This window comes from Caballeronia sp. M23-90 (genome assembly GCF_053574605.1).
Genome location: NZ_JBSIPA010000235.1, coordinates 1 through 10,056 on the forward strand (window position 1 = coordinate 1; position 10,056 = coordinate 10,056).

At 61.0% G+C, this 10,056-nt stretch carries 10 protein-coding genes and 3 pseudogenes; 8 read left to right on the forward strand and 5 right to left on the reverse strand.

The features are described 5' to 3' along the window. Positions 1–201, forward strand: a pseudogene (locus ACRXB1_RS21225) (hypothetical protein); the annotation flags it as partial. Positions 202–270: 69 nt separating this feature from the next. On the opposite strand, the gene ACRXB1_RS21230 reads toward ACRXB1_RS21225, so the two are convergent. Both ACRXB1_RS21230 and poxB read right to left on the reverse strand, forming a co-directional pair. Further along, positions 271–567 (reverse strand): hypothetical protein, encoded by a 297-nt coding sequence (locus ACRXB1_RS21230; RefSeq protein WP_061998746.1) that lies wholly within the window; start codon positions 565–567, stop codon positions 271–273. Between the two features lie 85 nt (positions 568–652). Continuing rightward, positions 653–2,374: a ubiquinone-dependent pyruvate dehydrogenase gene (gene poxB / locus ACRXB1_RS21235; protein ID WP_061998745.1), complete on the reverse strand. Its 1,722-nt coding sequence runs from the start codon at positions 2,372–2,374 to the stop codon at positions 653–655. Between the two features lie 235 nt (positions 2,375–2,609). Here poxB and ACRXB1_RS21240 point away from each other — a divergent pair, with 235 nt between their 5' ends. The 3 genes from ACRXB1_RS21240 to ACRXB1_RS21250 all read left to right on the forward strand — a co-directional run bounded on the left by ACRXB1_RS21240 (position 2,610) and on the right by ACRXB1_RS21250 (position 4,550). Then, positions 2,610–3,323 carry a pseudouridine synthase gene (locus ACRXB1_RS21240; RefSeq protein WP_061998744.1) on the forward strand — a complete coding sequence of 238 codons (714 nt, stop codon included), beginning with the start codon at positions 2,610–2,612 and terminating at the stop codon, positions 3,321–3,323. A 64-nt stretch (positions 3,324–3,387) separates the two neighbouring features. Then, complete coding sequence (locus ACRXB1_RS21245) at positions 3,388–4,260, forward strand: alpha/beta hydrolase (RefSeq protein ID WP_449493122.1); 873 nt, start codon at positions 3,388–3,390, stop codon at positions 4,258–4,260. Between the two features lie 113 nt (positions 4,261–4,373). Next, positions 4,374–4,550 carry a hypothetical protein gene (locus ACRXB1_RS21250; protein ID WP_172811918.1) on the forward strand — a complete coding sequence of 59 codons (177 nt, stop codon included), beginning with the start codon at positions 4,374–4,376 and terminating at the stop codon, positions 4,548–4,550. On the opposite strand, the gene ACRXB1_RS21255 is transcribed toward ACRXB1_RS21250, so the two are convergent. After that, positions 4,516–5,592 (reverse strand): NAD-dependent epimerase/dehydratase family protein, encoded by a 1,077-nt coding sequence (locus tag ACRXB1_RS21255; protein ID WP_449493123.1) that lies wholly within the window; start codon positions 5,590–5,592, stop codon positions 4,516–4,518. The genes ACRXB1_RS21250 and ACRXB1_RS21255 overlap by 35 nt on opposite strands. Positions 5,593–5,651: 59 nt before the next feature. On the opposite strand from ACRXB1_RS21255, the gene ACRXB1_RS21260 reads away from it, so the two are divergent. The 3 genes from ACRXB1_RS21260 to ACRXB1_RS21270 all read left to right on the forward strand — a co-directional run bounded on the left by ACRXB1_RS21260 (position 5,652) and on the right by ACRXB1_RS21270 (position 8,583). Continuing rightward, entirely contained in the window at positions 5,652–6,704 is a 1,053-nt protein-coding gene (locus tag ACRXB1_RS21260) for a CDP-6-deoxy-delta-3,4-glucoseen reductase (RefSeq protein WP_449493124.1), read from the forward strand. 269 nt (positions 6,705–6,973) lie between these two features. Beyond that, the gene (locus ACRXB1_RS21265; RefSeq protein ID WP_061998742.1) at positions 6,974–8,158 is read left to right on the forward strand and encodes an acetylornithine transaminase; all 1,185 of its coding nucleotides are present in this window, start codon (positions 6,974–6,976) and stop codon (positions 8,156–8,158) included. Continuing rightward, positions 8,155–8,583, forward strand: a complete 429-nt coding sequence (locus ACRXB1_RS21270; RefSeq protein ID WP_062169438.1) for a GNAT family acetyltransferase — start codon at positions 8,155–8,157, stop codon at positions 8,581–8,583. Before ACRXB1_RS21265 ends, ACRXB1_RS21270 begins: the two co-directional genes overlap by 4 nt. A gap of 47 nt (positions 8,584–8,630) precedes the next feature. Here the strand turns inward: ACRXB1_RS21270 and ACRXB1_RS21275 are convergent, their stop codons facing one another. Both ACRXB1_RS21275 and ACRXB1_RS21280 read right to left on the reverse strand, forming a co-directional pair. Next, the gene (locus ACRXB1_RS21275; RefSeq protein WP_213777719.1) at positions 8,631–9,335 is read right to left on the reverse strand and encodes an ABC transporter ATP-binding protein; all 705 of its coding nucleotides are present in this window, start codon (positions 9,333–9,335) and stop codon (positions 8,631–8,633) included. Between the two features lie 47 nt (positions 9,336–9,382). Beyond that, positions 9,383–9,934: pseudogene (locus tag ACRXB1_RS21280) on the reverse strand (ABC transporter ATP-binding protein); the annotation flags it as partial. Between ACRXB1_RS21280 and ACRXB1_RS21285 the strand changes: the two are divergent. Further along, positions 9,884–10,056: pseudogene (locus ACRXB1_RS21285) on the forward strand (2-isopropylmalate synthase); the annotation flags it as partial. The pseudogenes ACRXB1_RS21280 and ACRXB1_RS21285 overlap by 51 nt on opposite strands.

The window sequence follows — 10,056 nt, forward strand, 5'->3', positions numbered from 1 at the left end:
TCGGCAAGGCGCGGGCGTCAGGTGGCATCGAAGAAAGCTGCGGCACCGCCGACCCATGCGGAGCCGGGTGCAAACGTCGATGCCCCTGATACCGTCCAATCCCAAAAAGCACCCGCGGTCAAGAAAACAGCGGCGAAAAAAGCGTCTCGCAAGACTACGCCACGCAGTCGCTCCAAAGTGGCGGCGACCAGCGAAGAGTAAGCTCGCGACGGCGATAAAAAAAGCGGCACGCTCACGCGTGCCGCTTTTTCGTATCTACTTCAGGGCCGCTTATTGCGGTGCGCCCTTGTCGTTCGTGCCCATCGCCGATGCAGCCATAGCCGCCGATGCGCCCTTCATGTGCGATGCCTTGTCCTGCTTGTGCAGCGTAGTACCGCCAGCTTCCGATGCCGCTTTCTTATGATGCTTCAAATGCGGCAGATGCGGCTTCGGTTCAACTGGGCTGACCGGCGGCTTGCTTTCGTCGGTCTTCGAACCGCCGCCACCGCCTGCTCCCTGAGCCATTGCCGCGCCTGCAAACGCAAATGCGAGTGCACCAACCAATGCGATCTGCGAGAACTTCTTCATTGCCAATCTCCCTGGAGTTGTAAATCGATTGCAGCATCGCATTGTTGTTCGAAATAACCAGAATTTCAACGAAATCAGAATATTCCTATCGAAAATTAGTCCTCGCGAGCTCTACGATTTCGTCGCCGCGACCGTTCAGGATCGCGCGCAGCATGTAGAGGCTGAAGCCTTTTGCCTGCGCCAGTTCCACTTTGGGCGGCATGGCGAGTTCGTGTTTCGCTGTCACCACGTCCACCAACGCCGGCCCCGGATGCGCGAAAGCCTTCTGCAGCGCCTCTGCGATGTCCTCCGACTCTTCCACGCGGATGCTGAAAATGCCCGCGCCCTGCGCGATCGCCGCGAAGTTGGTCTTGGCCAGATCGACGTTGGTATCAAGGTAACCAGCGGCCTTCAGCTCCATGGAAACGAAGCCGAGCAGACTGTTGTTATAAACCACCACTTTGATCGGCAACTGGAGTTGGCGGGCGCTCAACAGGTCGCCGAGCAGCATCGACAGACCGCCGTCACCCGACAACGAGATCACCTGCCGCCCCGGATGCGCGCCTTGCGCGCCGAGCGCCTGTGGCATCGCGTTCGCCATGGAGCCGTGGTTGAACGAGCCGTGAAGCTGCCGCTTGCCGTTCATCGTCAGGTAGCGCGCTGCCCAGACGGTCGGCGTGCCGACATCGGCGGTGAAGATGGCGTTTTCGTCGGCTGCTTCGTTGATCAGCTTCGTCAGGTATTGCGGATGGATCGGGCGGCCGGGACCCGAGGGTGTCGCGAGTTCATCGAGTCCCTTTCGCGCCGACGCGTAGTGCTTGCGCGCGGTATCGATGAAACCGCGGTCCGGCTTGCGCGTGATCTTCGGCAACACGGCCGCGACCGTTTCCTTCACCGTTCCCACCAATCCGAGCGACAAGGGCGCGCGCGCGCCGAGCTTCGAGCCGCGCCAGTCGACCTGGATGATCTTGGCGTCGGTGGGATAAAACGGGCGGTACGGGAAATCGCAGCCGAGCAGCAGCAGCGTGTCGCAGGACATCATGGCGTGATAACCCGAGCTGAAGCCGATCAGCCCCGTCATGCCGACGTCATACGGATTGTCCCATTCGATGAACTGCTTGCCGCGCATTGCATGCACGACCGGTGCGCCGAGCGCGTCCGCGAGTGCGACGACTTCGTCGTGCGCGCCGGCAGTGCCGCTGCCGCACATGAGCGTGACCGCGTCCGACTCGTTCAGCATGGCCGCGAGCCTTTCAATATCGATATCCGAAGGCAGGATGGTCGAAGGACCCGTCGACGACCACGATGGCGTCTCGGCAGGCGCTTCGCTCAACGCCACATCCCCTGGCAGCACGATCACCGCCACGCCGCGCTCTTCGATCGCCGTGCGCATTGCGCGGGCGAGCACGCGGGGAAACTGCGCGGCGTTCGAGACCAGCTCGACGTAATGGCTGCATTCCTTGAACAGTTCGGTAGGATGCGTTTCCTGGAAGTACCCGAGCCCGATCTCCGACGACGGAATATGCGCAGCGATCGCCAGGACGGGCTGCTGGTTCCTGTGGCAGTCGTACAAGCCGTTGATCAGATGCAGGTTGCCCGGGCCGCAACTGCCGGCGCAGACGGCGAGTTTTCCCGTCGACGCAGCGTCGGCGCCGGCCGCGAACGCCGCGACTTCCTCGTGCCGCGTGTGCATCCATTTGATCGAGCCGACCTGATCGAGGCTATAGGCAAGTCCGTTCAGGCTGTCGCCCGTCACGCCCCAGATTCGTTCGACGCCCGCTGCGGCCAATGTCTTCGCCAGAAATTCCGCGACCGTGTTTTTTGCCATGTCGTGCTCCTTGAGGAAAAAGAGGGGTGTCGAACCGATAATGCGTCAATGCGGTTTCAGCTTCCTTTCGTGGTTCGCGTGATTTGCGTAGCTCGTGTGATTCGTTCTCACTGGTTGGAAAAGCATAGACGGCAGTGGAAGGCATATCCATGAAAAATGGCCTTTCATGCGCGTTGCTAGAATGTGCGCCCGCCCTTCAATTCGCTTCACTTCACTTGAGCCAGGCAACGCCCCGATGGATCTCGAACGCATTCTCTTCACACAGGGCTTTGGCTCACGCCGGCAATGCCGCGCGCTGATCGCGGACGGGCGCGTGTCCATCGGCGGAGCGACATGCACCAATCCGGACACCACGATTACCCCGGATGCCTTGATGTCCTTCGAGTTCCATGTCGATGACGTCCGCTGGCAGTATCGCGAAAAAGCGTATCTGGTGCTGAACAAACCGCCAGGCTATGAATGCTCGCGGGACCCGCAGCATCATTTGAGCGTGTTCCACCTGCTGCCGCTGCAACTCGCGGAGCGTGGCGTGCAGTGCGTCGGACGGCTCGATCAGGACACGACCGGCCTGCTGCTTTTGTCCGACGATGGCGCGTTCGTCCATGCGTTCACATCGCCGAAAAAGAAAGTGCCGAAGGTCTACCTCGCAACCACCAAACATCCACTCGATGAGACCCAGCTCGGCGCGCTTCGCGAAGGCGTTCTTTTGCACGGCGAGTCGCAGCCGATCACCGCCGTCTCGGCAAATCAACGCGGCGAACGGCTGCTGGAACTGTCCGTGCTGGAGGGTAAGTATCACCAGGTCAAGCGCATGGTCGCGGCGTCGGGGAATCGCGTGGATGGACTGCATCGGGAACGCATTGGCGGCTATGCTTTGCCGCCCGACCTCGCTGAAGGCCAATGGCGCTGGCTGAACGACGCCGATCTCGCAATGCTCAGGCAAAGCTGATCGCCCTGCATCCATCCGGGCCGGCCAAACGTAAATCCTGGCATCCCTTCGCATCAAGAACTTCATGCCAGTACAACAAAAACGCCGTACCCTGATGCTCGGTCTCGCCAGCTTGTGCGCCACGGCGCTCGCCGCATGCAGCCCTGTCAGACTTTTGAACGCAGCGATTCCGTCGAGCGGTTATCGGAAAACGGCCGATATCGCCTACGGCTCGGACGAGGAACAGGAACTCGATGTCTACGTTCCCTCGCAGCCGGCCGCGCTAGGTGAAAAGCGCCCTGTCGTCGTGTTCTTTTACGGCGGAAGCTGGCAGAACGGCAGCCGCAGCAACTACCTTTTCGTAGCTCAGGCGCTGACCTCGCGTGGCTACGTAGCCGTGTTGCCCGATTACCGGAAGTATCCGGAGACGGCTTTTCCCGGTTTTGTCGATGACGCCGCTGCCGCCGTGCGCTGGGCCCGCGATCATGCGCAGGAATTTGGCGGCGATCCGCACCGCTTGTTCGTGATGGGCCATTCGGCCGGCGCGCATCTCGCGGCGTTGATTGCGACGGACCCGCGTTATCTGGCGTCGCAATCGATGTCGAAGGCCGATCTGCGCGGCGTGATCGGCCTCGCCGGGCCTTACGATTTCCTGCCAATACAGGATCGCACGCTGCTCGATGTCTTCCCGGCCAGCACGCGTCCCGAAAGCCAGCCGGTCAACTACGTCACCGGCCACGAACCGCCGATGTTCCTTGCCGCCGGCACCGACGACACCACCGTCGATCCTGGCAACACCGACCGTCTCGCAGCGGTGCTGCGCAAACATGGTGATTCGGTGGAAGTGAAACACTACGACGGGTTCAGTCACGTTCGGATCGTTGCGGCGCTGGCGCTGCCCTTGCGGGGACGCTCGACCGTACTTGCGGATGTCTCGGCGTTCATCGATTCACGCTAGCTTTTTGTTAGCGTTGCAAAAACGCAAACACCGTAGCCGCACTGCAGCATGCCTTTCGTCGGACCTAAATCTATACTGCTTTCACGACTATTAAAAAAAGCAGGAGGGCCGTCATGGCCGCCCACATGAGCCTTGCAATGATCGCGTTCGTGGCAATCAGCGTGGTGTTTATCGCCGGTTTGATGGTGACGATGCACCTTCGCCACCGTTATCAGCCGAACCTGATCGGGGCGCTGATTGGCGCTTTGCTGTGCTTCATCCTGCTGGAGACGTTGCCGGTCCTGATGTGACCTCAACGCGCTTCAAGAAGTCGTCGATGCTCGGATATTGCAACGCGTAACGCATCTCCTGACGCAATCGGGTGTTTTTCAAGCGTCGCGACTCGCGCATGAACGAGAGCATCATCGGTTCGAGTTGCGCTTCGGCTTCTTCGCGCGAAACGCGCGGGGCGCGCGGCAGCCCATAGGCGTCGGCGATGCGGTCGAAATAATCGCCCATGCGCAATTCACTGTCGTCCGATGCGTGCACCACGCGCTGCGGCCGTCCACGCCGGATCGCCAGGACCATGATGGCCGCGAGATCGTCGGCATGAATGTGATTGGTGAAAACATCGTCCGCGGGCGCAAGAGCGGGCGTTCCCTTCTGCAACCTCGCAAGCGGCAAGCGGTCGCCCGCGTAAATGCCGGGAATCCGCACAATCGATGCACTCATCGGACCGCGCCGTGCCGCCCGGCGCAATTGCGTTTCCGCCGATACCCGCCGTTTCGCCCGCCCGTTGTCCGGCCGCACAGGACGGGTTTCATCGATCCAGGCCCCGCCGCAATCGCCATAAACACCGGACGTGCTCGCGTAAACCACGCGTATCGGCCGGCCGCGCGCAGGGGAATCCGAAACCCGCTCGGGTACAATGAACGCTCTTTTTGTGGCTCCCGCACCGCGCTCAAAGGTCGCACGAAACCAGCCGCGCCATGCTCGTTGGCGGGCCACCGCTGTGGTCGCAACCCGTGCCACGGAACGTCGCGGCGCACTTAATGCTGCGATCAGTGCGCGGGTGCGCAAGTCGTCATCGCCGGATTTTTGGGGCGGTGCGAGATGCAGGACCGTCGAGGCAAGCCCGGCGAGGCGGCGCAGGCTGCGGCGATCGTCGAGATTGCCAATGAGCGGCGTCGTTCCGGCTGCACGCAGTTCGGCGGCGCGTGCGGGCTGGCTCGACAACGCGATCACGCGGGGCGCGGCGGCACGTTGGGCGAGTAGCGGCACGCAGCGCATGCCGACATCGCCGCAACCGGCAATCAGCACGCGCGCGCGGCGAAGTTTTCGAGTGGCGATCATGCTGTCGATTGTAGCCGCGAGCGCTTTGGCTTTTGTTTCATCCAACTCATCCAGGATCTATGGCTTTCAACGTTACGCTCCGGCAAAGCGGCCGGCAGTTTCAGGTAGAACCTGACGAAGCGGTGCTGCTCGCAGCGCTGCGCCAGGGCATCGGACTTCCTTACGGTTGCAAGAACGGAGCCTGCGGTTCGTGCAAGGGCACGGTCGTGTCCGGCGAAGTGGAGCAGGCGCCGCATTCGTCGTCGGCCTTGTCCAACGATGAAAAAACCCGCGGCATGGCGCTGCTCTGCTGTGCGACGCCCAAGGGCGATCTCGTGGTCGACGTGCGCGAAGTCGCCGGCGTAGGAGACATCCAGGTCAAGAAGCTGCCCTGCCGCGTGAACGCGCTCGAGCGCAAGGGCACCGATGTCGTGGAGCTGAAGCTGCAGTTGCCCGCGAACGAACGGCTGCAGTATCTGGCCGGGCAGTACATCGAATTCATTCTGAAGGACGGCAAGCGCCGCAGTTATTCGATGGCAAGCCCGCCGCACCATGAAGGCCCGATCGAGCTGCATATCCGTCACATGCCCGGCGGCACCTTCACGGACCACGTGTTCGGCAACATGAAAGAGCGTGACATCCTGCGCTTCGAAGGCCCGCTCGGCACGTTCTTCCTGCGCGAAGATTCCGAGAAGCCGATCGTCCTGCTCGCATCCGGTACGGGCTTTGCGCCGATCAAGGCGATCATCGAGCATGCGGTGTTCAAGAACCTGAACCGTCCCATGACGCTTTATTGGGGCGGGCGCCGCAAGCAGGACCTGTACATGATGGAGCTCGCCGAACAATGGGCGAAAGAAGTGCCGAACTTCTCGTTCGTTCCGGTTTTGTCAGAACCCGATGAAACCGATGCATGGACCGGCCGGACCGGCTTTGTTCATCGTGCTGTCATTGAAGATCTGCCAGACTTGAGCGCGTACCAGGTTTACGCATGTGGCGCGCCGGTGATGGTGGAATCGGCGCAACGCGACTTCACGAATCATCACCGCTTGCCGGAGGACGAATTCTTCGCCGACTCGTTCACCAGCGCGGCCGATCTCGCGAATCCGGTCTGTTCGTCAAGGTCCAGGACGTGACGGTTCGATAAAAATCGGCCGTCACGGTTTACATGCAGGAACTTCCTATCGTATTCTTCGCAGATGCTCAGCCTCCAGACCAATCTTCGACGTCGCCGCTCGCCGCTCCCTTAGGGATGCCGCTGGCTCGTCACGGATTGGCGCTTGATTTCAAGCCTGCGCACATTTCGCCACCATGAAGCCACGGACATCCGTGGCTTTTTGCATTTCTGGTGCCGTCTTGAACTTCGCCGCTTTTTTCCTTTGCTGTTTTTGTGGAGCCCGCCGTCATGAATTTCCAAGAGTATCCCGTCGAATCGTTGATGTTCATCACGAACCGTCCCGAGATCGTGTTCACGCACGGCAAGGGTTCATGGCTCTACGACAACAACGAGAAGCGATACCTGGATTTCATCCAGGGCTGGGCCGTGAACAGTCTCGGCCATTGCAACGACGGCATGATCGAAGCCCTGAACAAGCAGGCGCGCACGCTGATCAACCCGTCGCCGGCGTTCTACAACGCGCCCATGGCCCAGCTCGCCGGATTGCTGAGCGCCAATAGCTGCTTCGACAAAGTGTTCTTTGCCAACAGCGGCGCCGAAGCCAACGAAGGCGCGATCAAGCTCGCGCGCAAGTGGGGCAAGAAGTTCAAGGGCGGCGCGTACGAGATCATCACCTTCGACCACAGCTTCCACGGGCGCACGCTCGCGACCATGTCGGCATCGGGCAAACCGGGTTGGGACACCATTTACGCACCGCAAGTGCCGGGCTTTCCGAAGGCCGATTTGAACGACATTGCATCGGTTGAAAAACTCATCACCGATAAAACCGTCGGCGTCATGCTCGAACCCATCCAGGGCGAAGGCGGCGTGATCCCGGCCACGCGCGAGTTCATGCAGGCGTTGCGCGAGCTGACGAAGAAGCACAACCTGCTGATGATCGTCGACGAAGTGCAAAGCGGTTGCGGCCGCGCCGGCACGTTGTTCGCGTATGAATTGTCGGGCGTGGAGCCGGACATCATGACGCTGGGCAAAGGTATCGGCGGCGGCGTGCCGTTGGCGGCGTTGCTGTCGACCAAGGAAGTCGCATGCTTCGAACCGGGCGATCAGGGCGGCACGTACAACGGCAACCCGTTGACCACAGCCGTGGGTTTTTCGGTGATCTCGCAACTGACGGCGCCGGGTTTCCTCGAAGGCGTGCGTGAACGCGGCGAGTATCTGAAAGCGCAGTTGCTGCAGCTTTCGGAGGAACGCGGCTTTAACGGTGAACGCGGCGAAGGATTGCTGCGCGCGCTGCTGCTGAACAACGACAACGGCCCGAAAATCGTCGAAATGGCGCGCGACATGGGTCCGGACGGTTTGCTGCTGAACGCCGCCCGCCCGAACCTGTTGCGCTTCATGCCGGCGCTGAACGTGACGAAGGACGAGATCGACCAGATGTTGTCGATGCTGCGCTCCATCCTCGACAAGCTGTGATCATCCGCGTTTTCGATGAGCGCGACACGGACGCCGTGCTCGCGCTCTGGTCGGAGGTTTTTCCGGAGTATGCGGTACCGGGAAAACCGCAGCGGGACCCGCGTTTATCGATACGGAACAAGCTGGCCATGCAACCCGAACTATTCTTCGTTGGCGTGCTGGGCGAGCGCGTGATCGGGACGGTGATGACGGGCTACGACGGACATCGCGGATGGCTTTATTCGCTCGCGGTCGCCGAGGATCAGCGCGGGAACGGCTACGGGCGGGCGCTGGTCGAACATGCGGAACGAGCGCTTGCATCGCTTGGATGTCCGAAGCTCAATCTGCAGATCATGGCGAACAAGCCGGAGACGCGGGCGTTCTATGCGAAGCTCGGGTATCACATGGACGAAGTCGTGAGCCTCGGCAAACGGCTTCAGGCGTAAAAAAACCGCATGCCTGATGAAGGCATGCGGTTTTTATCAACAACGCGTCATTCGCCCAGGTAAGCCGCGCGAACCTTCGGATCGTCGAGCATGGTCTTGGCGTCGCCGGACATGGTGACGAGACCCGAATCCATCACGTAGCCACGATTCGCCGCCTGCAACGCAAGCCGTGCGTTCTGCTCGACCAGCAGCACGGTCAGGCCTTCAGAAGAAATCTCGCGAACCACTTCGAAAATCTTCTCGACCATGATTGGGGAGAGACCCATTGACGGCTCATCGAGCAAGAGCAGTTTCGGGCGCGACAACAACGCGCGCGCCATCGCCAGCATCTGCTGCTCGCCGCCCGACAACGTGCCCGCATATTGCGCCGCACGTTCCTTCAGGCGCGGGAAGAAACCGAACATGCGATCAGTGTCCTTCTGGATCTCGTCACTGTCGTTGCGCAAGTACGCGCCCATCTGCATGTTTTCCAGAATCGACATGCGCGCGAAGATGCCGCGGCCTTCCGGCACCATCGCGAGACCGCGCTTGAGCAACTCATGCGAGGGCACGCCCTTGATGGACTTGCCCATGTATTCAATGTCGCCCGCCGAATACGGCTTCAGACCCGTGATGGCTTTCATCGTGGTCGTCTTGCCCGCGCCGTTCGCGCCGATCAGCGTCACGAGTTCGCCCTGCCCGACTTCCAGATCCACGCCCTTCACCGCGTGGATGCCGCCGTAGCTCACCTGCAGGCCCTTGATCTTGAGCATCGCCGTGCCGGCCGCCATTCCGTTATTCATACCGTTCGTCGTCGCCATCAGTGAACCCCTGCCCCGAGATAAGCCTCGATCACCTTCGGGTCCTTCTGCACGTCCTGCGGCAGACCCTCGGCGATCACCTTGCCGTAATCGAGCACCGTCATCCGGTTGCACAATCCCATCACCAGTTTCACATCGTGTTCGATCAGCAAGATCGTACGGCCGTCGCTGCGGATCTTGTCGAGCAAGCGCGTGAGTTCGACTTTCTCCGTGGCGTTCATGCCGGCGGCGGGTTCATCGAGTGCGAGAAGCTTCGGATCGGTCGCCAGGGCGCGTGCGATTTCCAGACGCCGCTGGTGACCGTACGACAAGTTGCGCGACGTGTAGTCCGCGTATTGCAAGACGCCCACGTACTCCAGCAGTTCCAGTGCGCGTTCCTTGATTTCCTTCTCTTCGCGACGCTCCGAAGGCGTCTGCAACACCGCGCCGATCAAGCCGTGCTTCGTGCGGACATGCCGCCCGACCATCACGTTCTCGAGCGCGGTCATGCCGCCGAACAAACGGATGTTCTGGAACGTGCGCGCAATGCCGGCCTTCGCGACCTGATGCAGATCGAGTTCAGCCACGCTGTTCAAAAAGTCGCCGATTCCTCCGGCGAAGAAGTTTCAGGCGACGCCATTTGCGCCCTCTTCAAACGCGAATACTTCGATGCAAAAGGGCCCGCGTCACGCGC

Bases quoted from the DNA above. Each gene is read 5' to 3' on its own strand.
- ACRXB1_RS21230 (WP_061998746.1), bottom strand. From the start codon at position 567: ATGAAGAAGTTCTCGCAGATCGCATTGGTTGGTGCACTCGCATTTGCG.
- poxB (WP_061998745.1), bottom strand. From the start codon at position 2,374: ATGGCAAAAAACACGGTCGCGGAATTTCTGGCGAAGACATTGGCCGCA.
- ACRXB1_RS21240 (WP_061998744.1), top strand. From the start codon at position 2,610: ATGGATCTCGAACGCATTCTCTTCACACAGGGCTTTGGCTCACGCCGG.
- ACRXB1_RS21245 (WP_449493122.1), top strand. From the start codon at position 3,388: ATGCCAGTACAACAAAAACGCCGTACCCTGATGCTCGGTCTCGCCAGC.
- ACRXB1_RS21250 (WP_172811918.1), top strand. From the start codon at position 4,374: ATGGCCGCCCACATGAGCCTTGCAATGATCGCGTTCGTGGCAATCAGC.
- ACRXB1_RS21255 (WP_449493123.1), bottom strand. From the start codon at position 5,592: ATGATCGCCACTCGAAAACTTCGCCGCGCGCGCGTGCTGATTGCCGGT.
- ACRXB1_RS21260 (WP_449493124.1), top strand. From the start codon at position 5,652: ATGGCTTTCAACGTTACGCTCCGGCAAAGCGGCCGGCAGTTTCAGGTA.
- ACRXB1_RS21265 (WP_061998742.1), top strand. From the start codon at position 6,974: ATGAATTTCCAAGAGTATCCCGTCGAATCGTTGATGTTCATCACGAAC.
- ACRXB1_RS21275 (WP_213777719.1), bottom strand. From the start codon at position 9,335: ATGCTCAAGATCAAGGGCCTGCAGGTGAGCTACGGCGGCATCCACGCG.